This window comes from Psychrobacter sp. 16-MNA-CIBAN-0192, assembly GCF_040309565.1.
Taxonomy (GTDB): Bacteria; Pseudomonadota; Gammaproteobacteria; order Pseudomonadales; family Moraxellaceae; genus Psychrobacter.
On the sequence record NZ_JBEOOX010000009.1, the window covers coordinates 39196 to 61184 of the forward strand.

Here is a 21989-nt window from a genome sequence, read left to right on the forward strand (position 1 = left end):
CTGAGCGTCAATTATTTAGTAATGATGGTTGCTGAATTAATCACTACAGGCTCTTTTGGCACATCAGCGTGCATGCCGAAACGACCAGTAGGTACGCCTTTCATTTTTTCAATCACGTCCATACCGCTTGTTACTTTACCAAACACGGTGTAACCCCAACCTTGCATATTTTTGCCAGAATGGTTTAGGAAGTCATTGTCTTTTACGTTAACAAAAAACTGGCTGGTCGCTGAATGCGGATCTTGGGTACGCGCCATAGCGATAGTACCCGCGTCATTTTTTAGACCATTGTCTGCTTCGTTTTCAACTGGCTTATTGGTGCTTTTTTCGTTCATCTCAGCGTCCATACCGCCGCCTTGAATCATAAAGCCGTCGATGATGCGATGAAAAATAGTACCGTCATAATGACCAGATTTTACATAATTTAAAAAGTTTTCTACGGTTTTTGGGGCTTTTTCTTCGTTAAGTTCGATAACGATTGCACCCATATTGGTGTCAAGTTGTACTACTGGCATATCAACCATATTATATTCCTTTTTGATAACCATACCTAAAATGGTACGGTGGTGTGTGAATGTTGTCGCTAGTCTAACGGCTTTTTTATCCCGTGTCATGTATCAGGCTGTTAATGCGTTTGTGAAACCTGATAGAATAACGCAACTTTATATTTTACCAGTATATTTTTCATCATTTTTATTACCTTTTAAATTTTTCTATTAAACGTGATATCACGTACTATAACCTGATAACTTGCGTTAGGAGCAATGCCCCATGAGTGAGCACTCAAACAACATTGAACAAAAAGTGGAACAAAAAAACGACTTTATTCGTAATATCATTCGTGAGGATGTAAAGGCGCAAAAATATAAGCAAATCGTAACCCGTTTTCCACCTGAGCCGAATGGCTATCTGCATTTGGGACACGTAAAGTCGATTTGTCTAAACTTTGGTATCGCTAAAGAATTTGATGGTATTTGTAATCTGCGTTATGACGACACCAATCCAACCGCAGAAAAACAAGATTATATCGATAACATTAAAAAAGATGTGCGTTGGTTGGGTTTTGAATGGGCAGGCGAGGCGCTGTATGCGTCAAGTTACTTTGACCAGCTTTATGCGTGGGCAGTACAGCTTATTGAACAAGGCGATGCGTACGTGGATTTGCAAACGCCTGAACAAATCAAAGACAATCGTGGCTCGTTTACCGAAGTGGGTAAACCTTCACCGCAACGTGACGCCAGTGTTGCTGATAATTTGCAACTGTTTGACGATATGAAAAACGGCAAATTTGCCGATGGTAAAGCGGTATTGCGCGCCAAGATTGATATGTCTGATGCCAATATGAATATGCGTGACCCGATTATTTATCGCGTGATGCATCAAGCGCATCATCAAACCGGCGATAAATGGTGCATTTACCCAATGTACGATTTTGCCCATCCGTTATCGGATGCGCATGAAGGCATTACCCATTCTATCTGTACGTTAGAGTTTGAAGACCATCGTCCGTTTTATGATTGGATTGTGAATAAGATTGGCTTTGAGCAACCGCCACATCAGTATGAATTTTCGCGCCTCAACGTTGACCATACGTTGACCAGTAAGCGTAAACTCAAGCAGTTGGTTGATGAAAATATCGTCAGCGGCTGGGATGACCCACGTATGCCAACGATTGCTGGCATGCGTCGCCGTGGCTATACCCCTGAAGGCTTACGTGACTTCTGTGACCGCGTGGGCGTGACCAAAGCCGATGGCGTTATTGATATGCGTCTTTTAGAATTTAGTATCCGTCAATCACTTGATGATACCACCGCGCGCGGTATGGCAGTGTTAAAGCCGTTAAAAGTAACTATTACCAACTTTGATGAGGCGGTAAAAGACTGGGACTCCTTAAAGGCAGAAGGCGTTAATGCACGCTGGAATGACGAGCTACAAACTTTATGGCTCACACAGCCAAACCATCCTAATGTCGATATGGGCGAGCGTGAGATTCCGTTCACTAAAGACTTATATATTGACCAAGGCGATTACGAGATTGAGCCGCCAGCCGGTTATAAGCGTTTATCACCAGAGAAAAATGAAATTCGTCTGCGTAATACCTACGTCTTATCGGTCACCGAGCATGTGCTAGATGATGCTGGCAAAGTGATTGAGCTTAAAGCCACCATTGACCCAACCACTTTAGGTCAAAATCCCGAAGGTCGCAAGGTCAAAGGCGTGATTCATTGGGTATCGGCAAGCCAAGGAATTCCTGCCACCGTACGTCTTTATGAGCAGTTGTTTAGCGTTGAAGACCCAAGTAGTGTTAGCGATGTTCACGAAGCGCTTAATCCAAATTCACTTACTGAACTTGCGGCAGTTGTTGAACCGTCATTGGTCAATGCGCCTGCTGGCACGCGTTTTCAGTTTGAGCGTGAAGGTTATTTCATCTCAGATGAGCAACAGCATAGCCAAGAGCAGCCAGTATTTAATCAAATCGTCAGCTTACGTGACAGCTATAAACCTGCATAATTGATGACATCGGCTTAACTCGCCAAAATTAGCACTCGTCAAAATTGGCAATAGTAGTTTGCAAAAAAGCCCATTTCTAGTACGCTAGAGATGGGTTTTTTTATAATAAATAATAAATTTTTTGACAGTAGTCATCACTAAGAATAGTAAAGGTTGAGGGTATTTCAATGGCAAAGTTTTTAAACAGCAGTGGCACGACTTATCATTTAGAAGAATTGATTAAAAATGCCTCTGATAGGCTGATTATTATTAGCCCTTATCTTAAGCTAAACGACCGTATTAAAGAACTATTAGAAGATAGGAATCGCCTGAAAATTGACATTCGTATTGTTTATGGTAAAAATGATTTACAACCGGAAGAAATCAATTGGCTTAAAAATCTAACTTTTATTCGTACCAGTTTTTGCAAAAACTTGCATGCAAAATGCTATCTCAATGAAAATGAATGCATCATTACCAGTCTTAATCTATATGAGTTTAGCCAAGTCAATAATAATGAAATGGGCGTACTGATTAATCGTAATGAGGACGCAAAACTATACGCTGACACTTACGATGAAGCGCAGCGTATTATTCGTATTAGTGATGAAGTACGGATGTCACTAGAAAAAATAACCACAGATGATAATGCCAATAATGCTGCTGATAAAACGGTCAATGTTGTCACATCTTCTGAAGCTAAAGTAGCAGTAGCAGCTGATAAGCCTACTTATTCAAAATTAACCACTTCTAAATTGGCACAAGAACTTGGCTTTAAAACCCAAGAGTTAAAAAATAAATTGGTCGCAGCAGGCTATCTCGAAGAAAAAGAAGGCGAGCTTGTATTGACCGATGCGGGCAGTGCAGCAGGTGGCGTAAGTAAACGCGGTAAATTTGGTGATTTTTGCTTGTGGGATACAGGCATGGTTATTTAGACCAAAAGGTAATTTATTCATTGTGATTATATATAGTGATAAAGCTTGACGTAAGACAAATAGAGGCTTTAGGAAAAGGGTAATTCGCTTAACTCAAAATGGAATAACCGCATTACAATCTGTCACAAGACATTCATAACCAGTTTGTTAAGATGAAATGGCTTTTTTGATAGGCTAACACTGATTTAAAATTTCTGATCCAGAAGTACTGATTTAGAAATATTGGCTATAAATGATTTATATAAAAAATATTTGGAAAATAATAATATCTAGCACTGATGCTGATTGAAGTTGGCGCTAATTACCCTGATACTTGATAACCCTTTAATCACCAATTAATAACTGTTTAATAACGGCTAAATTTTTAATAACTAAAAAATAAGGACAAAAGAATGGCACATTTACGTTTAGGCGATAGCGCACCGAATTTTGACGCCAGCACGACTGATGGCGATATTAATTTTTATGATTGGGCAGGCGATAACTGGGTGGTTTTTTTCTCACATCCAGCAGATTTTACCCCAGTATGTACGACTGAGCTTGGGCGTGCAGCAGCGTTGAATGGCGAGTTTCAAAAGCGCAATGTGAAGCCAATTTGTATCTCAGTAGATGGGTTAGACGACCACCATGCATGGGCAAAAGATATCGGTGAAACGCAAGGCACTGACTTAAATTTCCCAATCATTGCTGACCCTAATAAAGAAGTGGCGAATCTTTATGACATGTTGCATCCGAATGCCAGCACTACTGCAACGGTTAGAAGTGTCTATATCATTGATCCGAACAAAAAAGTACGCCTAATTTTGACCTATCCTGCCAGCTGTGGTCGTAACTTTGATGAAATCATCCGCGTCATTGATGCGCTGCAATTATCGGATGAATATAACGTTGCCACCCCAGTAGATTGGAAAGATGGTGATGACGTTATCATTCCAACTAGCGTAAAGAATGAAGATATCGCTGCCAAATATCCTAAAGGTCATACCGAAATTAAACCGTATTTACGTACTACGCCGGCGCCAAATAGATAAGTGACTGGCTTAAATTACTGGTTACAGAAAAGATGTCTTAAACGATAACAGCCTCATAACGTAACGTTGTGGGGCTTTTGCATTTTTATAGCAGGTTTTTGACAAGTGTTGACAAGCTTTTGCTATGATGATTATAGTCGCTCATTATCTTAATCTTATATTTAACCAATAAAAATTAGGTATTGATCACTACCATTAGATCGACATTTAGTGGTTCTTAAAATAAAAACTACCGGCGCATTGTCGCTGCTTCATGTTTCTTACAAGGATTTTGCCATGAAACAATTATACTTATCGCGTACCGCACCCAACCCACGTAAAGCCCTGATTCTGCTGGCTTCAAAGGGTATAGATATTGATGATATGGATGACCTTGATGTGGTCGACATTGATATTGCTAATAAAGAGCATATGACTGAGGCATTTGCTAAGCTAAATCCTATGCAAACCTTGCCAGTGATGCAACTCGATGATGGGACAGTGCTCAATGACTCACAGGCTATTTGTGAGTATCTTGACCGCGTATATGGTGAACGCTCGGTGATGGGTAATGATGTCGTGCAGCGTGCTCAGGTTTGTGCCATGCGCCGAATTGCTGAGTTTGAAGTACTGTATAACTTTATGTTGGCATTTCAGCACAGTAATCCTTCTAAAGCTGAACGTGTCGATCAAGTACCTGAGTTTGCTAAAAAGTCAGTGGCACGCGCTATAAAAGCCTTGCCGTATTTTGAAAAGGCGCTTGAGGGACATGACTATTTAGTGGGCGATCAGTTGAGCTTTGCTGATATTGTGCTGTACATTGGATTAGACTTTGGTAAAGCACTTAAAGTGAATCCGACCAAACACGGTGACAATCTTGCCCAGTTTTATCAGCGCATGCATGAGCGTTTTAGCATTCAACACATGGCAAAAGCCAAAATTGCTGATAATGAATAGCCGCTGATAAATTGACAGATTAATAGATTAAAGACGCATTATTATTATATATCTAATTATTATTTTTTAAATAATGCGCACTATTATCGGAAACTACCTAATGGATGTCCAACTTGGATATCCATTTTTTTATGGTTCATCAGGAATGATTTATCCAATAGGAATTTGCATAGAGCAGCAATTGGCAATCTTAATATGCGAAAAAGTCAATAGTATAGACATACGGTAAAAATTTTGGCTATAAAACCAAACACTTCGTTACAGAATTTTGTTGTATCAAGTCTATAGTAGGTTAATAATCTTATCTGATACATAAAGAATCGAAATATCCCTTTTTCTTAAGGACTATTTTATCTTAATTATTTATTAAGATACATATTATTAATATATAGTAATTTTTTTAACACCGCCTTGTAACGCTATAGGTACACCGACTATGACCTCACCTTTGCAACTTATAATGCTGCCGACTTTATTGGCAGTGGGCTTGAGCTTGACCGCTTGCCAAAAATCTGACACGCCTGTTGATGCCGCTGCTATTGATAATGTGGAGACAAACAACAACGCGAATGAACCGATTGCGGATACCAATCTAGCAGATACAACGGCTGTAGATGCATCTATCACTCCTGAACAGCAACTGCTTGATAATCTTGCTAGCTATCGTTGGACATTGACCAGTGCCCGCGATGATGATGGTCAGCCCTTACCTGAATTGATGACTATCAAAGATCAGGTCATATTAAGCTTTAACGCAAATCAAGGGCAACATACGGTAAGCTACAGCGTTGGCTGTAATACCATGAGTGCAAATTACCAGTTACAAGGTTTTAGCTTGACGACTGAGGACAGCATGAGCACCAAAATGTCTTGCCAAGAATTGGATGACGCTGAAGATAAGTTAAATGATATTATGGAAGGCGATAGCCAACTCAGTATCGCCAGTGGTGACACGCCAACATTAACCCAAGTGACTGATGATGCTGAAACGCTAGTTTGGACGGGTAGAATGACGTCGCAGGCGAAATATAATACTAAAGGCGAGACTTTGTTTTGGTCGGTAGATGCGAATACTAAACCTTGCGTCGGTGATAGCAACCAACAATGTCTGCAAATAAAACCGGTTACCTATGATGAGCAGGGCGTTAAAGTTAGTGAAGGTAAACTGGTGGAGTTTGCTGGCACTATCGAAGGTTATAAGCATGATAACAAACATAATGAAGTACTGCGTCTGCAGCGTTACGCATTAGATGCTACTGACAATTCAGCGACAGCACAACACGCTTATGTCTTTGATGCAGTGATTGAAAGTACCAAGGTAAAATAATAACTTTCGTAACAATGATGATTTAAGTTTAATTGTTGTCTAAATTAAATTATCTAGTATAAAAAAGCACGCACTCATTTGTTTGGGTACGTGTTTTTTTAAAGCTCCAAAACTAGATATTAACGGCGATTGTTTAAGTCTTCTTCCGTTAAGCGCCAACGTCCTTTTTTCTTCGTCGCGCCGCGTCCACTCATGCCACTATTGAGTAATAGCTTGCTCATTGAATGACTAGAATGTGCGTGACAAATGGCGCAGGCAAGCCCATCAGCGGCATCTTGCTGCGGCACCACATCAAGCGTCAAGATACGGCATACCATCTCTTGCACTTGCTCTTTAGCAGCAGCACCATAACCACAAACCGCCTGTTTAATTTGACGCGCGGTATATTCTGATACTTCCAAATCTAACGCCACCATTGCGGCAATTGCCGCCCCACGCGCTTGCCCAAGCTTTAACGCAGAATCAGGGTTTTCTGCCATAAATACTTGCTCTATTGCCGTATAAATTGGCTCATCGCTATACTTTAAATGATGCTGAGTGATACGGGTTAAACCATTGAAAATACGCTTGAGCCGTTCTGGCATCTCTTTGGTATCCGTACGAATCGTACCGGCGTCGATATACGTCAGCTTATCGCCCGTTTGTTGAATAATGCCATAACCAGTCATGCGTGAGCCGGGATCAATCCCGATAATAATTGCCATAGAGTTCCATACCACTTAAAAAATGCTTACAAGTTTGATAGTATAGCAAGCCATCCCCATATACATCATAAGTTAACCCTTTTAATTTATGCAGCGCTTTTATTTTATCATTTTACAGGACGACACCTTATGGGTCAGATAGTCGGTATTGCTATTGTTTGGTTTATTATTGAGATGCTTTTATGGTATTTATTGGCACAGTTCGTTAGTGGCTGGCTGGTATTCGGCTGGTTTATCATTGCTGCTGTGATTGGTATCTCGCTTATTCGCAAAGGCATGGTTGCATTAAATCCAATGGCACAGCAAATGAAAGCAGGCGGTATGATGAATCCTGCCATGCGCCCACAAGAATCTACTATGCTCAAAAGTGTCGCTATGGCAGTGGCTGGTCTATTGTTACTGATTCCTGGTGTTATCAGTGATTTGCTTGCACTATTAGTAGTATTGCCGCCTGTGCAAAAGAAACTAAAAGACATGGCAAATAAATACGTCATGAACAATCAGCAAAAAATGATGGAAATGATGGCAAAGCAGATGGGCGGACAAATGGGTGGTCAGAATCCGTTTGGTGGTATGGGCGGCATGGGTGGTCAAAACCCATTTGGTGGCGCAGGTGGTATGGGCGGACAAAACCCGTTTGGTCAGCAGCAACAAAACCCGTTTGGTGATGTATTTAAGCAGCATACAACCGTTGATGGTACGGCTAAAGATATTCCAAAAGATGTTAAGAAAATCACCAAATCTGCCAATGATGAGTAGATTGTGATATTAAATTAAGCTGATTGCATTTGCTGACTCCTTTATAATCATTATTACTATAAGGGAGTCAGCACTGAAATTTTATTACGGGTAGCTACGGATAGTATAGTAACCTTACAATAATTTATATTGTAGTTGGTTATTAGCATTATAAAAAAGCCCCAGTGGTAAATACCAAAGGGGCTATTTTATAACGTGTACTTTTACTAACTAGTCCGTTCATTCTCATCACGCTTTGGCGCGACAATAAATGATAAAGACTGAATAAACAACCGGAGTACCGCCGTAAGATGGTGACCCATGAACCGTGAAGTTCAGGGCGGATACGTCATTGCCTCGGTAGGTTTCCTGAGACATCGCAAGCGATGCAGGCATACGCAATGAAGCAATAGGTAGCGCATCCAGGTATAACATTATCGGCTCAGGGAATAAACATCTACTAGCCAATACTCCAGAATAAATCTATCTTAACGAATGAAATAACTGATTGCAAGTCTGTTTTACAGATTGATACCTCACATTAATATTTGATTGACTTAGCAACGTCATATCTTTATGACACCTTATAGGCGCGTAGCAAATTGGGTTCAATCATAACGGTTATTAAACTTTAATAATGTCGAGTTTTCGGCTATTTTGAGATTTGTGTTAAGATAGGGCGCTTGATACCCATCAATTTTATTTAATTCAATTTTATTTCAATAATGCACGATAGGCGTTCATTCACTTGAGGAGCGGTAATCTATGACCAGTACGCAGCAACAATCAGAATCTATTGACGACAATCTGACTCAGCATAATAATAAGCCCAATAAAAAAGTGCCACACGTGTTAATGATATTGGATGGTTTTGGTCATCGTGAAGACGTGAAGGATAATGCCATTGCTGCCGCTAATATGCCCAATCTAGACAAAATTTACCAGCAGTATCCGCATGGTCTGATATCCGCGTCTGGTGAAGATGTGGGTCTGCCAGATGGACAGTTTGGTAATTCAGAAGTTGGGCATATGAATCTTGGCGCGGGTCGAGTACTCTATCAAGATTCAACCCGTATCTCAAGTGAGCTTGCCAATCGTGAGTTTTATAAAAACGAGGCATTAGTTGGCGCGGTTCAAGCCGCCAATGAGCGTGGCGGCAACGTACATATTATGGGGCTTTTGTCTGATGGTGGGGTGCATTCGCATCAAGATCATATTGAAGGGATGTGTCACTCAGCATTGGTTCAAGGGGCGAAGAATGTCTTTGTTCATTGCTTTTTAGATGGTCGTGATACGCCGCCTAAGTCTGCGGATAAATATATCAATCGCTTGCGTGATTACATCGAGAAGCTTAATGCCCATTATGAAGGTCGAGTGCGCATTGCTAGTATTATTGGCCGTTATTATGCGATGGATCGTGACAATCGTTGGGATCGGGTACAAAAAGCGTATGAGCTATTGACCGAAGGCAAGGCAGATCGCTTAGCTACTCGTGCGGATGGGGCTATTCAAGCGGCGTATAAAGCCCGTGAGACGGATGAATTTATCAATCCAACCATTGTTATCGGTCGCGAAGAGCTACCCTTTACTGTTGATGATGACGATGCTCTCATTTTTATGAACTTCCGCTCTGACCGTGCGCGTGAGTTGGCACAGGCCTTTGTATTACCTGACCATGAGTTCTCAGGATTTTCTCGCCATAAGCGCCCTAAGCTTGCTGCTTTTGTGATGTTGACCAAATACTCAGATGTTTTAGCAGACGCTGCGAAAACCAGCATTGCGTATTACCCAACGTCTCTGACCAATACCTTGGGCGAGTATTTACAAGATAATGGTAAAACTCAGCTGCGTATTGCCGAGACGGAAAAATATGCGCACGTCACGTTTTTCTTTAGTGGTGGTCGTGAAGCAGAATACGAGGGTGAAACACGTATTTTAGTGCCGTCTCCTGATGTGGCAACGTATGATTTGCAGCCGGAGATGAGCGCTCCTGAAGTCACCGATAAGCTAGTCGCTGCGATTGAATCTGGTGAATACGATGTATTAATCGTGAATTATGCCAATGGCGATATGGTCGGGCATACTGGCGTGTTTGATGCAACGGTCAAAGCTGTGGAAGCATTAGATGTGTGCGTAGGTCGCATAGAGTCAGCGGTGCGTGCTGCTGGTGGCGATATTTTAATTACCGCCGATCATGGTAACTGTGAGCAGATGCAAGATTATGAGAGTGGTCAAGTGCATACTCAGCATACGACCGAACATGTACCGCTGATTTATATTGGCGAGCAAAAAGTTCAAGTGCGTAAGGGTGGCAGGTTGAGCGATATCGCCCCCACGATTCTGACCTTGATGAATCTTGAGATACCGGCTGAGATGACTGGCGAGAGTCTACTGCTTCCAGTATAGTTACCAGTATGGCGATTATATTCTCTATACATAAGACGTTTGACCTTTAATATTATTTTGACTTAAGGCTACTGCGGCTTAAGAGCTGTTTGCGATTTATGAAGGGGAGGGTAACTATTATCCTTCCCTTTTTCATGCGCCATGTATTTATTGCTATACTCGTACTCATTACTGCTATCATTCTATTTGACCTGTCTTTTTATTTTATATGAGTCTTTTTATGCGCTTATTTGCTCATCCCAAGTCGTGCCCATTCAAATTATCAACGCCTGTTATCGTTGTGCGCCAGCGACCGTTAATAAAAATAGCATTGTTTGGTTTGTTCGGAATGCTCAACATATACTCGCACTCGGCACTAGCCGCCACGTCTATGAAGCCGCCTTATGTAAAGTCTTCTACTGTTAGCACGGCAAAAAACAAGAGCACTACACCAAATAAAGCGGCATCGAGCAAAAGCCAGCCCGCGAAGCCTGTGCAAAGTAAGCCTATTCAAAAAAAACCAGTGAATGCAATAGCAATACCCATAAAACCTCGCTCTAATCAAGTCGCTCAGAATCCGACTGCAGGTTTGCATCTAAGCGCCTTAAAAAACGAACAGGTCAGCCCAGTCGACAATATTGATTTAACAGATAGCGCAGCGGTTGGGGTACAATCCGATGACTGGATTGATGCTGTACAAGACACTACAGCGATTAGTAGCGACAGTAACATGATACAACCTACCACGCCGCAGCTCATGAATACTGATATTCCCGCCAGCGTCGCCCATGTATCATTGAATGCCATTTCACCTGAAACCTTGCAGACCTTCGTGTCAGTAGTAGATTTAATACGACGTGAATATGTCGTGCCCGTCAATGACGAAGTGTTATTTAATAATGCGATGAGTGGTATGTTGACCAATTTGGACAGTCATGCAGAATTCTTAGATGCCGCTGCTTACGATAATCTGCGAGCCTTTACAGAAGGCGATGTGGGCGACGTTGGACTGCAAGCTACTTATGATGCAAAGCTTGGTTATTGGGTAGTAACGACTGTTAAAAACAACTCTTCAGCAGACAACAAAGGCATTGCCGTTGGCGATTATTTGCATCAAATAGATGCGTTTAAATTAGATGAGAATAAACTGAGCAATGATGTTCAGCAGCTGCTCACTGGCATAGCAGGTACACAAGTTGATGTGGTTACCTCAAAGGCCGGTCGCCGCAAACACAGCAGCACACTACAGCGTAATAATATGCATGCTCAAGCGATCGAAACGCGTCTTGTAGACGGTATTGCTATTGTCAAACTGCCCGCTTTTCAAAATAACAGTCGTGAGCAGATTCTAAAAAGTTTAACAGAATTAAATGCGCCAGTCTCTGCCATCTTGCTTGATTTACGCGACAATCCGGGCGGTGTATTGACCTCAGCGGTACAAGTTGCCAGCTTATTTATGGAGGATACTAAGGTTGTGCAGGTTAGAAATCGCCAGCCTGAAATCCGCACTTTAACCACGCGTGGCAATGCTGTGCTCAAGCCACTACCAGTCATGATCCTACAAAATCGTTATTCAGCATCAGCAGCCGAAGTGCTGGCAAGCAGCTTGCAAACGCAAAAGCGCGCTACTATTGTAGGTGAAGTTAGTTATGGCAAGGGTTCGGTACAGTCAGTGATACCGTTAAATAATGAGCAAGCAGTAAAATTGACCGTAGCGCATTATTTAACGGCAACCGGTATGCAAATAGAAAAAATCGGTGTACAGCCAGATGTGCGCTTATCAGGTAATGAGGGAGAGTGGGAGCAACAAGCGTTAGCATTATTACGCAAGCAAATCAGCTCTTCTGGTATTCGTTTTGTACAAGGTACGACTAAAAGTAGTGGCTCTAAAACGGCAGATACAATGAATAAATCAGATACGGTAAATAAATAACATCAGCTAAGCTAAGAAAAACACACAAAGCTAGCATCTAGTATTGTACATAAATGTGACATTATTGGCATATTGAGCAAGTTAGTTTCAAGTCATTTGCTTGTTGCCTAGCGGCTAAATTCATTAAGTAACTAGCAGTATTAAATGCCTAATTCTCATCGATTTCCAGCTTTTTCATCCGGTAGCGTAAAGAGCGAAAAGTCGTACCCAACAGCTCAGCTGCTTGCGTTTTGTTACCATTGGTTTGCTTAAGTGCTTTAATAATCAGGCGTTCTTCTTGCGCTTGCAAATAAGCCTCCAATCCTATCTTAGGTAAATCGTTGCTATCAGTGGGCAACGCAGATGAGCTCTCTGCATGGACAATGCCTTTATCTTCTTTATTATCAGGCTCGGCTGCTACCAAGGTCGGCTCAAAGTGCTGCGGGGTAACGTTTTTAATAGTGGTCATGTAAGATGAACCATGAGTGGAATAAATATTTGACGTTACTTGAGCTGGGTTATGTTGAGTATAAGGGTGAGCGGGCTGGGTTGCCGTATTCGGTACGCTTTTGGATTGCGGCGAATGCGTTTTGGAATTTACCTGCGTCTGACTGGCTGGCGTTATAGAGACCAGCTTTTCCGCTGTCATTTCTATATCATCAGGCACATTGTCAACAGCCACCACTTCAGGTAAACCCAAATGTAGAGCTTCAATGACAGATGAATCTGATAAAGTGATGGCACGCTCAAGAATATTACGCAGCTCGCGCACGTTACCTGCAAAATTATGTTGCTGTAAGCGTTGATAAGCGGCAGGTGATAATTCTGCTGGATGCTCTAATTGCCACTCCTCAGCAATCAATGCTAAGAAATGCTGCGCCAATACTGGAATGTCTTCGTAGCGTGCCATCAGCGTTGGTAATGTTAGCTCAATGACATTAATGCGGTAATATAAATCTTGCCGAAACGCGCCACTTTGTACCAACTGATTCAAGTCTTTATGCGTGGCTGAGAGAATCCGGATATCAACTGGAATCTCACGGGTATCGCCAATTGCACGAACGGTTTTCTCTTGAATGGCACGTAGCAACTTGACCTGCATGGCAAGCGGTAGGTCTGCCACCTCATCTAAAAATAGCGTACCGCCACTGGCTTGCTGAAACAGTCCTTGTTTGTCCGCTACTGCCCCTGTAAAGCTACCTTTTTTGTGCCCAAAAAACTCAGATTCCATCAGCTCAGAGGGAATTGCCCCACAGTTGACTGGTACAAAACAGCCATCTCGGCGGGCGCTTAAATCATGAATGAGCCGCGCTACGACTTCTTTACCTGTACCGGATGCACCTGATAAAAATACAGGCGCTTGCGAGCGTGCTAATTTTAAAATGGTGCCTTTTAGAGTTTGCATCACCGCCGAGTGACCGATAAGGCGGCTGTCTAATAGTTGCTGCTCAGGCGTACGCGTGCTTGCCACTTTGGTATCGTTATCTTGACGAATCACCTTTAATGCGCTTTCAACCAGTTGGCGTAAGCGCGGTAATTCAAGCGGTTTATTGACAAAATCAAATGCCCCAAGCTTTAGCGCCTCAATCGCCAAATCCATACTACCATGCGCGGTAATAACGGCAATAGGGGTGCTTGAGCTGCTGCTAACCTGTTTGACCAAATCAAGTCCCGAACCATCCGGCAAATTTAAATCCGTTAAGCAAAAGTCGTAACTATTGGCCTTCCAGTAAGCCTGCGCTTGCGCTAAGCTATAGGCCACATCACTTTTGATGCCTATTTTTGTCAGAGTAATTTGCATCAGACGACATAAGTCCGCTTCATCATCGACTATCAGCGCTGTTGCAGTCATATATCACCTCAAATGTGTTCAATACGTACAAATGGTTAAGTATTATAATATTATAAGCGATAATAACTGCAATCAATCACCGATATTATCGCTTGCTAATGACAACGCCGGAATAATCAAGCGAAAGCAGCTTTTTTTATGCTCGGGGGCATAGCGCAAATGGGCATGATTGGCTTCACTAAATGCTTGCGACAAATACAAACCAAGCCCAGTCCCCGCTTTATCAGTCGTAAAAAAGGGATTGAACAATTGCTTTAAATGGGCGGCATCAACGCCGCGACCATGATCTAAAATATCGATAATAACATTGTTCTGTTTATTATAAATTTCAACCTCGACCCCTGCTTCAGGGTCAACGCGCTGACCATAGCGCAATCCATTATTAATAATATTGATTAGTATTTGTTCTAACTGATGCGTATCAAACTCGATAATCGGATGAGAGTAGGCTTGAAGTGTCACCTCATCTGAAAAGTAGTTCACCAAAAACTGGCGCATCCAAGATACGATAGCGATAGGCTGCTGGTTGGGCGACTGCTGGCGTGATAGCTTTAACACATCTTCAATAATACGATTAACCCGCTTGGTCTGGGCAAAGATGATTTTATATAGCTCATGATTGCCTGCCATATCGTGATGATCAAGCGACATTGCCACTGAGGTATTTGCCACCTCGAGCATACTATCTTCCATCAACAGCTGGCTTGCCTGTGAAATAGCTGCCAGTGGATTACGAATTTCATGAGCAATACTGGCAGTTAACTGCCCTAATGATGCCAGCTTTAATTGCTGAGCACTCGCTTGCTCACGCTGCAAGTCTTCTAATAGCACCAGCTGGCTATTGTCTTTGAGCGGAATAATTTGCACGCGCAGCTTATGGATCAAAGCAGTAGTAATCTCTACTGGTAAATCATAAATAAAATTGCGTGACAGCCCTGCTGCCACAGATGAACAACTCTCAAGTAAGGGCAGATGTAAGGCTTGTATTTGTTGTTGCACGCTTATCATCGCTTTGTTTGTCTGAATAGGACGAGATTTTTTTCGATAAAAAGTAGGGCGTAACCAATCACGATATCGCCTATTTTTAGCGGTAAGCGGTGATATTTCTGATGCCGCGCTAGTATCTGTACCCATATTTTTGAGCCCAAGTAGCTGATAGGTTGCCGTATTGGCCAACACAATATCGCCTTTATCAATAACCATCACCCCACTATGCATCTGGCTAATGACTTCCTGATTGATATGACTGAGCCTATTGACCTCTTGTGCCTGCTGAATGGCCATTTTTTCAACGTGAATGAGGCGCTGAGAGATTGACCAACTTAAAAAACCGACGGCTAAAAAACTAAAAGAGATAAGCAGCGCATCGACCAAATCTGCTAGGCTCATACTATTGGTAATAGCATAAAAAAACTGCTGATAAATCACAAAAATAACGGCTAATAAAGTAATTATAATGGCTTGCGAGGCTTGCAGTAGCATAAAGCTGGCAGCAACCACCACCATATACAGCAAGGTCAGTTGCAAATCTGGCGCGCCATTGGTGTAGAGCAACAGGCTGAGCATAATGATATCAAGAGTAAGACCAAGCGCCAATTGTTCAGACGGAAGCTTATTTATCACATAAAATAAATTAAATAGCCCAAAACTGACTAACACGTAAATACTAAGCGCCGTTTGTGATAATAAACTGGGTAATAGTAAACTGCCATCATCATGGGTAGTGATATAGCTCATCACCACAAAAAAAATGCTGATAACCAGACGGTAGCTACTATACAGTAGTCCTAATCGGCGTAACTGCGGCGCAGGCAACACATCGCCTTGCTGCAAGTAGTCGGTAATCATAGTGATAAAAGAGGCAGGGTTTCTCATAGTGGGATTACATCCTTCTAAGGATGAATGAGACCATGACGAATTGCCATATGGGTTAATTTTACATCGCTATCTACACCGACCTTTTCATAAATACGGTAGCGGTAGGTGTTGATGGTTTTGACACTCACAAATAACTGGTCAGCAATTTGTTGCGGGCTTTGACAGTTCACCACCATCATCGCCACTTGTTTTTCGCGATCGCTCAGTAAGTCAAACGGTGATGAGGCGTTATCGGACAATAAAACCTCAGCCAACTGCTCAGCCACATCATGGCTAAAATAGCGTCCGCCTTGATACAATTTTTTGATTGCTCGAATCATCTCATTTAATGGTGTGCCCTTAGTAATATAGCCATTAACCCCAGCTTTTAATAACATCGAAGGGTAAGGCTGAGTCACCATACTACTGACCGCTAAAATTTTGATATTCATATCTAACTGAATCAGGCGTTTGGTGGCTTCAAGCCCGCCAATGTTCGGCATATTAACATCTAACAGCACCACATCAGGATTCAGTTGTTTGGCAAGCTTGATTGCCATATCACCGCTATCTGCTTCGCCTATCACTTCAATATCAGGGCTATCAGACAACATGCGACTGATGCCCATCCGCACTAAATCATGATCATCTACTACCAATACTCGAATCATAGTTACACTCTTAGCGATTGTTTTGTTTTAACAGTTGTTTCATTTTAGCGATTATTTGATTTGGGCAACAGTGCATCTCAGGCGTGCGCTTTATAAGGTCGTTTATTTATATCATTATAGTCAATGAATAGTGCTATTAAATAACAGACTATTAGAATACTTGGATTTTAAAATCATAAATAAGGTGCTGTATTAGTCGTTATTATGACACTGATATGAACTGCAAGGTAACGTTGCCAATACCGCACAATATTACTTATATGTAATCAAACATTACTTAAAAGCAAAGCAAATGTAGCAAATACTCAATTTAGCTGATTAATTTCAAGGTCATAGCGTCATTGGATTACCCTCGAATGCAATCCATGATACACTAAAAGTACAAGAACTCTATACGAGTGCCTACAAACGCATCCACAATCGCTACGTAAGTTACTCACGTCAACCTGTATCACACTATTGTGATAACAATAGCCGGAGGAAGAATGAAACATCTACCATTAACCAAACAGCAGTTAGTTGCTGCCGTCATCTCGTTAAGTTTAGGTAGCGCGGCACAAGCTGCATTAACTATTAATGGTAATACTGAATCTGTTGCGCGTGTGAGCTGGGGTGGGGTTAATAGTCTGTCTGAAGCTCGTAATGTCATGTCAAAGTCACAAGGTTCAGCGATTAAGAAAGTTGATAATGGTTATGGTACAACAAGCCTAACCAATGCTGATACCAGCGCCAGACGTAATACGTATAATACGACATATCGTGGCAGCTTTGGCAGTAGCGACATGATTCCAATCAGTACCAGCTCACGTAGTGTGGCGGTGATTGATGTGGAAACCGGCGAAACGATCTATGAGAAAAATGCCAATACCGCAAGCCCGATGGCAAGTATCACGAAAATCATGACAGCAATGGTCGTACTAGATGCCAATCTTGATATGCGTGAAGAGATTACCCTTGATGCAGAAGATTTCGTGGGTCCCAAACGTGCCAGTACGCGTCTAAAAGTAGGCGATCGCATGAATCGCGCTGAAATCTTACTTATGGCATTGATGAAATCTGAAAACCCTGCCGCAAAAGCCTTAGCACGTAATTATCCAGGTGGTTATAGCGCCTTTATGCGCGCCATGAATAATAAAGCGCGCTCGCTTGGAATGACCACCGCATTTTTTGGTGATCCAACTGGACTTGATGCGCGTAATGTGGCGTCATCGAATGACTTGGTAAAAATGGTTCGCGCTGCTGGTAATTATGATGTGATTCGTCGTTTTTCAACCACTAAAGGCTATGATTTCTTTGTTGCTAACTATAGCAGTGGCAATCGCACTTATAAAGCCAGTAATACCAGCATGTTGGTACGTTCAGGAGACTATCCAATAGGTATCTCTAAGACAGGTTTTATTAATGAAGCCGGTCGTTGCGTAGTCATGGAAACTAAGGTCAATAATCGACCTGCTATTATTGTGATTTTAGGCGCTAATAGCTCAGATACGCGCTGGGGCGACGCTAAAAATATCTTAAATAGTTTATCCAGTCGCCGTACTGTATAACGGTAGCTTTTTATTCTCATTTTTATAATTTTTAATAACAATGAGAAGGCTATAAGCATAAAGCTATACATATAAAAAGAGCGGTTATATTATATAACGGCTCTTTTTTTGGGTGTATATTTGGATATATAAAAGCATAAGGATTAATATGACTCAGCCATTGATTCCAAGACTCTATTTACTCACCAACGATGATGCGTTTGAGCTGCTGTATGCTAAGCTGGACATTGCCTTAGCAACAGGGGCTATTGCCTTATTACAAGTTCGGCGCAAAAAATTACTAGCGGAGCCACAAGGGCAAGCTAAGTTATATGATGAAGCGGTGCAAATCGTTGCGTTAGCCAAAAAATATCAGGTTAAAGTGGTTATTAATGATGATATAGAGTTAGCGACTAAGCTTGGCGTCGGCGTGCATCTTGGACAAGGCGACGGTGATATCAGCGCAGCAAAGAAAATACTAGCGCCTAATCAAATTATCGGTCGTACTTGTCATGGCGATGCCAATCTAGTCAAACAAGCCAAAGATGATGGCGCAAATTATGCAGCGATGGGTGCAGTTTTTGCATCGAATACTAAGCCAAATGCAGCTACTATCACGCGTCAGCAATTGATTGATGGCTGCCAGCAAGATATTGATATTTGCATCATTGGTGGCTTAACTGCTGGAAACGTTACCAATTTAGCGGGGCTACCACTGATCTATATTGCGGTGGTAGGCGACATTATGGATTTGCCAGTGGATAAAATAGCTGCACGCTGTCAGCAATGGCAGCAGGCGCTACAGTCATGGCATACGCCTGCTTAGTTTTAAAAAATAGGCTTATTAAGTGGTTGGTTCAATGAATCAGTTTAATAAATTAATAGCTGATTAAAGTATCAACTTAGCTTAACAGCAAGTTTATTTAGCATGCTCCATACATAAGGTAGCGTAAGGCAGCGCTTCTAGTCTTTGTTCGGCAATCTCTTTGCCACAGATTTCACAGTCACTATAAGTGCCATTCTCAATACGGCTTAGCGCATTTCTAACATGGATTAAGCTCTGCTTTGCTTCTACCAGCAAGTTTTTACGCATGTCATTTTGGCTGTAGGAAATCGCTTGATCGTCCCAGTGCTCATTTAAGTCATCCTGTGGATGTTGAATATGGTCTTCTATTTTATCAATACGGGTTTCATATTCTTCTTTTAGCGCCAATAACTTTGTTTTAGCGGTATCCAAGTTAATGCCCATAATGTTCTCTCCATAGATTATTGTTGTTTGCTTACCTATCATAAGAGCTATACAGACCACGCGCCACCACGAAATGTTATCAAGCCGTCAGCCAATAAAAACCCGTTATCGATGAATGGCTAAATTTTATCGGATAGACCTGTTTAGAAAAGTTCACCTTATGCTACACTCACGTCCTAAATTTGCTAGACCCTTTACCTAAATTTATTAGCAGAAATCATTAGTAAAAATCAATATTAAAGTAAATAGGCACAGCAATTAATAGCCTCTTTACTATCAAGTAGTGCCTATAAATCGAATAATTGTTAAGCCACACTTTTTAATAATTAATTAAAATCAGGAGTACAGAATGAATTTTTTGCGTATGAGTGAGTTGGATTTAGCTGAAAAAGTGGTATTGATTCGTGAAGATTTAAACGTGCCTATTAAAGATGGCAAAGTGACCAGCGACGCACGTTTACAAGCCAGTTTACCAACGATAAAGCTGGCATTAGAAAAGGGTGCTGCCGTGATTGTTTGCTCACATTTAGGTCGTCCAACCGAAGGTAAGCCAGAAGACGTCTATTCGCTTGCACCAGTTGCTGATTATTTGACTGATAAATTAGGCACGCAAATTAAGCAGCCAGTGAGTTTAAATCGTGATTATCTAACTGCAGGCGTGAATGTGAAAGCGGGCGAAGTGGTCTTGCTAGAAAACGTGCGTTTTAATGACGGTGAAAAGAAAAACTCGCCAAGTCTAGCGCAAGCGTATGCTGATCTGTGTGATGTGTTTGTGATGGATGCGTTCGGTACTGCGCATCGGGCACAGGCATCCACGGAAGGGGTCACACAAGCAATGCGCGCTGCGGGTAAAACCGTATGCGCAGGACCGCTATTGTCAGCAGAACTTGATGCCTTAACGCAAGGGCTAAACACGCCAGCGCAACCAATGCTAGCCATTGTTGGCGGCTCAAAAGTGTCGACCAAACTTGAAGTGTTACATAGCTTGGCAGAATTATGTAGCCAAATTATCGTTGGTGGCGGTATTGCTAATACGTTCTTGGCAGCAAAAGGTCATGCTGTTGGCGCGTCATTGTATGAGGTGGATTTGGTAGAAACCGCGCGTGATATCATGCAAAAAACCGAAATTTTACTACCGGAATACGTGGTCGTTGCTGATAAAAACGAAATTGATTTTGCTGATTTTATCGGTTCTTTACAAGCTGCCACGGCAACGGTAAAAGCCGTTAGTGATATTGGCGATAATGATATGATATTGGATATCGCCCCGCAAAGTGCAGAGAAGCTAGCTGAAGCTATTATTAATGCCAAAACTATTTTATGGAATGGTCCAGTCGGCGTGTTTGAAGTCGATGCTTTTGGTGCAGGAACTGAAATTTTAGCCAAAGCGGTACAGCAAAGCACTGGATTCTCGATAGCTGGCGGTGGTGATACGCTTGCCGCTATTGATAAGTATCAAGTTGCCGAGGGTGTTAGCTATATGTCAACAGGTGGTGGCGCGTTCTTGGAGTTTGTTGAAGGTAAAACCTTGCCGGCGGTAGCAGCGCTGCAAGTATCTGCTTAATGTCGTCTTAGTAACATGATATGTACAACAATTGCCTATCAATTCAGGTAGTCTAACAGGCTGTCAAAATCTTGTTGGTGCCAAAAAAGCGATATAGCAGAATAAGTTAGTAGGTCAACTATCCTAATCTATTATTCTTGTTGGTCATATTATGGTGCCTGAGGTTGACAACGATTATCGAGCAGTTATTATATTGTTCATACACCAAAAATTGTTATTGCATGTTGTATTTGCTGACTATAAAATAACGTCACCACGTATGTGACATGCATTATTTACTAGAGGTTTATTATGTTAAAACGTCATTTGTTACTTGCTAGCATTCTTGCTGGTACTTTTGCAGTTACTGCATGTAGTCAACAAACAGAAGAACAAGCTGATGCCGGTAACGTTGAAGCAGCTGCTGAATCTGCAGGCGATGATATCGCTGCGAACACGGACCAAGCTGCTGCTGAAGCTGAATTAGCGGCTCAAGATACTGGTGCAGAGATTGCTGATGGTGCTAAAACGGCAGGCGCTGTCGCTGCTGGTGCAGTAGTAAATACTGGCGAAGCAATCGCTGATGGCACTAATAAAGCCGTTGAAGGTACTGCTGATGCTGTTGCTAAAGGTGCCAATGCGGTAGCTGATGGCGCATCTAATGTTGCTGCTGATGCTGCAGCGAAGCCTGCAACTGATTTGCAAGCTGACCCTGCTGTGAAAGATGCCGTTTCTGAAGATCAAAAGTACTAATATTTAATCCATTAATATCTGAATTTTCTTTTATGGATATAAGTGTATTGCCAAAGAGCCTTGATACCTATCAGGGCTTT

18 protein-coding genes and 1 other RNA gene are annotated in these 21989 nt (G+C 42.0%); 12 read left to right on the top strand and 7 right to left on the bottom strand.

Features of this window, described 5'->3' with window-relative positions; translation table 11 throughout:
* Positions 1 to 11: 11 nt before the first annotated feature.
* Positions 12 to 524 (bottom strand): peptidylprolyl isomerase, encoded by a 513-nt coding sequence (locus tag AAEY78_RS08600; RefSeq protein ID WP_352338940.1) that lies wholly within the window; start codon positions 522 to 524, stop codon positions 12 to 14.
* A 247-nt stretch (positions 525 to 771) separates the two neighbouring features.
* Between AAEY78_RS08600 and AAEY78_RS08605 the strand changes: the two genes are divergently transcribed.
* From AAEY78_RS08605 to AAEY78_RS08625, 5 genes are all read left to right on the top strand, one after another.
* Positions 772 to 2511 carry a glutamine--tRNA ligase/YqeY domain fusion protein gene (locus AAEY78_RS08605; RefSeq protein WP_352338941.1) on the top strand — a complete coding sequence of 580 codons (1740 nt, stop codon included), beginning with the start codon at positions 772 to 774 and terminating at the stop codon, positions 2509 to 2511.
* 167 nt (positions 2512 to 2678) lie between these two features.
* Complete coding sequence (locus AAEY78_RS08610; RefSeq protein WP_352338942.1) at positions 2679 to 3425, top strand: phospholipase D family protein; 747 nt, start codon at positions 2679 to 2681, stop codon at positions 3423 to 3425.
* Between the two features lie 392 nt (positions 3426 to 3817).
* Entirely contained in the window at positions 3818 to 4456 is a 639-nt protein-coding gene (locus AAEY78_RS08615; RefSeq protein WP_352338943.1) for a peroxiredoxin, read from the top strand.
* A 276-nt stretch (positions 4457 to 4732) separates the two neighbouring features.
* Positions 4733 to 5392 carry a glutathione S-transferase family protein gene (locus AAEY78_RS08620; RefSeq protein WP_352338944.1) on the top strand — a complete coding sequence of 220 codons (660 nt, stop codon included), beginning with the start codon at positions 4733 to 4735 and terminating at the stop codon, positions 5390 to 5392.
* Positions 5393 to 5828: 436 nt separating this feature from the next.
* The gene (locus AAEY78_RS08625; protein WP_352338945.1) at positions 5829 to 6719 is read left to right on the top strand and encodes an META domain-containing protein; all 891 of its coding nucleotides are present in this window, start codon (positions 5829 to 5831) and stop codon (positions 6717 to 6719) included.
* Positions 6720 to 6838: 119 nt separating this feature from the next.
* Here the strand turns inward: AAEY78_RS08625 and ruvC are convergent, their stop codons facing one another.
* Positions 6839 to 7423, bottom strand: a complete 585-nt coding sequence (ruvC, locus tag AAEY78_RS08630; protein ID WP_352338946.1) for a crossover junction endodeoxyribonuclease RuvC — start codon at positions 7421 to 7423, stop codon at positions 6839 to 6841.
* 129 nt (positions 7424 to 7552) lie between these two features.
* On the opposite strand from ruvC, the gene AAEY78_RS08635 reads away from it, so the two are divergent.
* On the top strand, positions 7553 to 8182 hold the full coding sequence (locus AAEY78_RS08635; protein ID WP_352338947.1) for an FxsA family protein: 630 nt from the start codon (positions 7553 to 7555) through the stop codon (positions 8180 to 8182).
* A 265-nt stretch (positions 8183 to 8447) separates the two neighbouring features.
* Here AAEY78_RS08635 and ssrS read toward each other — a convergent pair.
* A non-coding RNA gene (gene ssrS, locus AAEY78_RS08640) (6S RNA) lies at positions 8448 to 8643 on the bottom strand.
* Positions 8644 to 8926: 283 nt separating this feature from the next.
* Here ssrS and gpmI point away from each other — a divergent pair.
* Positions 8927 to 10567 (top strand): 2,3-bisphosphoglycerate-independent phosphoglycerate mutase, encoded by a 1641-nt coding sequence (gene gpmI / locus AAEY78_RS08645; RefSeq protein WP_352338948.1) that lies wholly within the window; start codon positions 8927 to 8929, stop codon positions 10565 to 10567.
* Positions 10568 to 10787: 220 nt separating this feature from the next.
* Positions 10788 to 12479: a S41 family peptidase gene (locus AAEY78_RS08650; protein WP_352338949.1), complete on the top strand. Its 1692-nt coding sequence runs from the start codon at positions 10788 to 10790 to the stop codon at positions 12477 to 12479.
* Between the two features lie 148 nt (positions 12480 to 12627).
* Here AAEY78_RS08650 and AAEY78_RS08655 read toward each other — a convergent pair whose 3' ends face one another.
* The 3 genes from AAEY78_RS08655 to AAEY78_RS08665 all read right to left on the bottom strand — a co-directional run bounded on the left by AAEY78_RS08655 (position 12628) and on the right by AAEY78_RS08665 (position 16838).
* On the bottom strand, positions 12628 to 14310 hold the full coding sequence (locus tag AAEY78_RS08655; RefSeq protein WP_352338950.1) for a sigma-54-dependent transcriptional regulator: 1683 nt from the start codon (positions 14308 to 14310) through the stop codon (positions 12628 to 12630).
* 72 nt (positions 14311 to 14382) lie between these two features.
* Positions 14383 to 16185 carry a sensor histidine kinase gene (locus tag AAEY78_RS08660; RefSeq protein ID WP_352338951.1) on the bottom strand — a complete coding sequence of 601 codons (1803 nt, stop codon included), beginning with the start codon at positions 16183 to 16185 and terminating at the stop codon, positions 14383 to 14385.
* 17 nt (positions 16186 to 16202) lie between these two features.
* A complete protein-coding gene (locus tag AAEY78_RS08665; protein ID WP_352338952.1) occupies positions 16203 to 16838 on the bottom strand; it encodes a response regulator in 636 nt (211 codons plus the stop codon).
* Positions 16839 to 17323: 485 nt separating this feature from the next.
* On the opposite strand from AAEY78_RS08665, the gene AAEY78_RS08670 reads away from it, so the two are divergent.
* A complete protein-coding gene (locus AAEY78_RS08670) occupies positions 17324 to 18385 on the top strand; it encodes a serine hydrolase (RefSeq protein WP_352338953.1) in 1062 nt (353 codons plus the stop codon).
* A gap of 148 nt (positions 18386 to 18533) precedes the next feature.
* Positions 18534 to 19190 carry a thiamine phosphate synthase gene (locus tag AAEY78_RS08675; RefSeq protein WP_352338954.1) on the top strand — a complete coding sequence of 219 codons (657 nt, stop codon included), beginning with the start codon at positions 18534 to 18536 and terminating at the stop codon, positions 19188 to 19190.
* A gap of 93 nt (positions 19191 to 19283) precedes the next feature.
* On the opposite strand, the gene AAEY78_RS08680 is transcribed toward AAEY78_RS08675, so the two are convergent.
* Entirely contained in the window at positions 19284 to 19613 is a 330-nt protein-coding gene (locus AAEY78_RS08680) for a TraR/DksA family transcriptional regulator (RefSeq protein ID WP_352338955.1), read from the bottom strand.
* 349 nt (positions 19614 to 19962) lie between these two features.
* Here AAEY78_RS08680 and AAEY78_RS08685 point away from each other — a divergent pair, with 349 nt between their 5' ends.
* Together AAEY78_RS08685 and AAEY78_RS08690 are read left to right on the top strand one after the other, a co-directional pair.
* Complete coding sequence (locus AAEY78_RS08685; RefSeq protein WP_352338956.1) at positions 19963 to 21177, top strand: phosphoglycerate kinase; 1215 nt, start codon at positions 19963 to 19965, stop codon at positions 21175 to 21177.
* Between the two features lie 291 nt (positions 21178 to 21468).
* On the top strand, positions 21469 to 21909 hold the full coding sequence (locus AAEY78_RS08690) for a hypothetical protein (RefSeq protein ID WP_352338957.1): 441 nt from the start codon (positions 21469 to 21471) through the stop codon (positions 21907 to 21909).
* Positions 21910 to 21989: the final 80 nt, after the last annotated feature.

What these genes read in the sequence shown, in the direction of transcription:
- AAEY78_RS08600 (WP_352338940.1), bottom strand. Translation starts at nt 524, where the DNA reads ATGGTTGATATGCCAGTAGTACAACTTGACACCAATATGGGTGCAATC.
- AAEY78_RS08605 (WP_352338941.1), top strand. Translation starts at nt 772, where the DNA reads ATGAGTGAGCACTCAAACAACATTGAACAAAAAGTGGAACAAAAAAAC.
- AAEY78_RS08610 (WP_352338942.1), top strand. Translation starts at nt 2,679, where the DNA reads ATGGCAAAGTTTTTAAACAGCAGTGGCACGACTTATCATTTAGAAGAA.
- AAEY78_RS08615 (WP_352338943.1), top strand. Translation starts at nt 3,818, where the DNA reads ATGGCACATTTACGTTTAGGCGATAGCGCACCGAATTTTGACGCCAGC.
- AAEY78_RS08620 (WP_352338944.1), top strand. Translation starts at nt 4,733, where the DNA reads ATGAAACAATTATACTTATCGCGTACCGCACCCAACCCACGTAAAGCC.
- AAEY78_RS08625 (WP_352338945.1), top strand. Translation starts at nt 5,829, where the DNA reads ATGACCTCACCTTTGCAACTTATAATGCTGCCGACTTTATTGGCAGTG.
- ruvC (WP_352338946.1), bottom strand. Translation starts at nt 7,423, where the DNA reads ATGGCAATTATTATCGGGATTGATCCCGGCTCACGCATGACTGGTTAT.
- AAEY78_RS08635 (WP_352338947.1), top strand. Translation starts at nt 7,553, where the DNA reads ATGGGTCAGATAGTCGGTATTGCTATTGTTTGGTTTATTATTGAGATG.
- gpmI (WP_352338948.1), top strand. Translation starts at nt 8,927, where the DNA reads ATGACCAGTACGCAGCAACAATCAGAATCTATTGACGACAATCTGACT.
- AAEY78_RS08650 (WP_352338949.1), top strand. Translation starts at nt 10,788, where the DNA reads ATGCGCTTATTTGCTCATCCCAAGTCGTGCCCATTCAAATTATCAACG.
- AAEY78_RS08655 (WP_352338950.1), bottom strand. Translation starts at nt 14,310, where the DNA reads ATGACTGCAACAGCGCTGATAGTCGATGATGAAGCGGACTTATGTCGT.
- AAEY78_RS08660 (WP_352338951.1), bottom strand. Translation starts at nt 16,185, where the DNA reads ATGAGAAACCCTGCCTCTTTTATCACTATGATTACCGACTACTTGCAG.
- AAEY78_RS08665 (WP_352338952.1), bottom strand. Translation starts at nt 16,838, where the DNA reads ATGATTCGAGTATTGGTAGTAGATGATCATGATTTAGTGCGGATGGGC.
- AAEY78_RS08670 (WP_352338953.1), top strand. Translation starts at nt 17,324, where the DNA reads ATGAAACATCTACCATTAACCAAACAGCAGTTAGTTGCTGCCGTCATC.
- AAEY78_RS08675 (WP_352338954.1), top strand. Translation starts at nt 18,534, where the DNA reads ATGACTCAGCCATTGATTCCAAGACTCTATTTACTCACCAACGATGAT.
- AAEY78_RS08680 (WP_352338955.1), bottom strand. Translation starts at nt 19,613, where the DNA reads ATGGGCATTAACTTGGATACCGCTAAAACAAAGTTATTGGCGCTAAAA.
- AAEY78_RS08685 (WP_352338956.1), top strand. Translation starts at nt 19,963, where the DNA reads ATGAATTTTTTGCGTATGAGTGAGTTGGATTTAGCTGAAAAAGTGGTA.
- AAEY78_RS08690 (WP_352338957.1), top strand. Translation starts at nt 21,469, where the DNA reads ATGTTAAAACGTCATTTGTTACTTGCTAGCATTCTTGCTGGTACTTTT.